Source organism: Streptosporangium sp. G11 (assembly GCF_051192615.1).
In the GTDB taxonomy this organism is placed as follows: domain Bacteria; phylum Actinomycetota; class Actinomycetes; order Streptosporangiales; family Streptosporangiaceae; genus Streptosporangium.
The window spans coordinates 1-921 of record NZ_JBPJUQ010000322.1; the positions used below are offsets into that span (position 1 = coordinate 1).

At 69.7% G+C, this 921-nt stretch carries 2 protein-coding genes; both read left to right on the forward strand.

The window, feature by feature from the left end; all coding sequences use genetic code 11:
* A partial coding sequence (locus tag ACSDR0_RS50815; protein WP_435296169.1) for a phosphopantetheine-binding protein occupies positions 1-677 on the forward strand: 677 nt, incomplete at its 5' end.
* Positions 678-730: 53 nt separating this feature from the next.
* The coding region (locus ACSDR0_RS50820; RefSeq protein ID WP_435296170.1) for a polyketide synthase docking domain-containing protein at positions 731-921 on the forward strand (191 nt) is incomplete at its 3' end.

The following is a 921-nucleotide window of genomic DNA, read 5'->3' on the forward strand; positions in this document are numbered from 1 at the left end:
ACGGCATGGTCGCGTTGACCGTCGAGGACGCCATGCGCGCTTTCGACCTCGCGACCTCCACCACCGAACCCGTCCTGACGGTCACCCGATGGGACGCGGCGGCATTGCGTGCCACCGGCGATGCCCTGCCGCCCGTGCTGCGCGGCCTGGTCAGGCCCGCACCGGCAGTGGCCAGGACGCCTGCGGTCCAGCGGTTCGCCGCTCTCACCGGCGCGGAACGCACCCGAGCCCTGATCGACCTGGTGGGAACAGGGGTCGCCGAGGTTCTCGGGCACACCGATCCCAAGTCCATCACCGCCAACGGGGGCTTCACCGACCTGGGATTCGACTCGCTCACCGCCGTGGAACTACGCAACCGCCTCGCCGCCGCCACCGGACTGCGGCTACCCGCCACCTTGCTCTTCGACCATCCGACGCCGGGAGCGCTGGCCGCCTACCTGGACGACATGCTCACCGCCGAGTCCCCGACGTCCCCGACACGCGTCATCGCCGAGCTGGACCGGCTGACCGAGGCCATCGCCGTCGCGGCGGTCGGCCACAGCCGCGACACCATCGCCGCGCGCCTGCGCGCCCTACTCGACCTGGCGAACGACCAGGCCGAAGAGGTCACCGGCACCGACGACCTCGACTCTGCCAGCGACGAAGAACTGTTCGCCCTCGTGGACGGACTCGACTGAGCGGCCGCTTCCACCACTTGGCCGCTCGCCGCCCTCTACTCGAAGGAGTTCAGATGTCTGACGAAGCCAACCTCAGGGAGTACCTCAAGCGGGCCATCGCCGATAGCCGCGAGGTCCGCAAACGCCTTCGCGACCTGGAGGACAAGGCACGGGAACCCATCGCGGTCGTGGGGATGGCGTGTCGCTATCCGGGTGGGGTGTCCTCACCCGAGGAGCTGTGGGACGTGGTGGCGAGTGGTCGCGA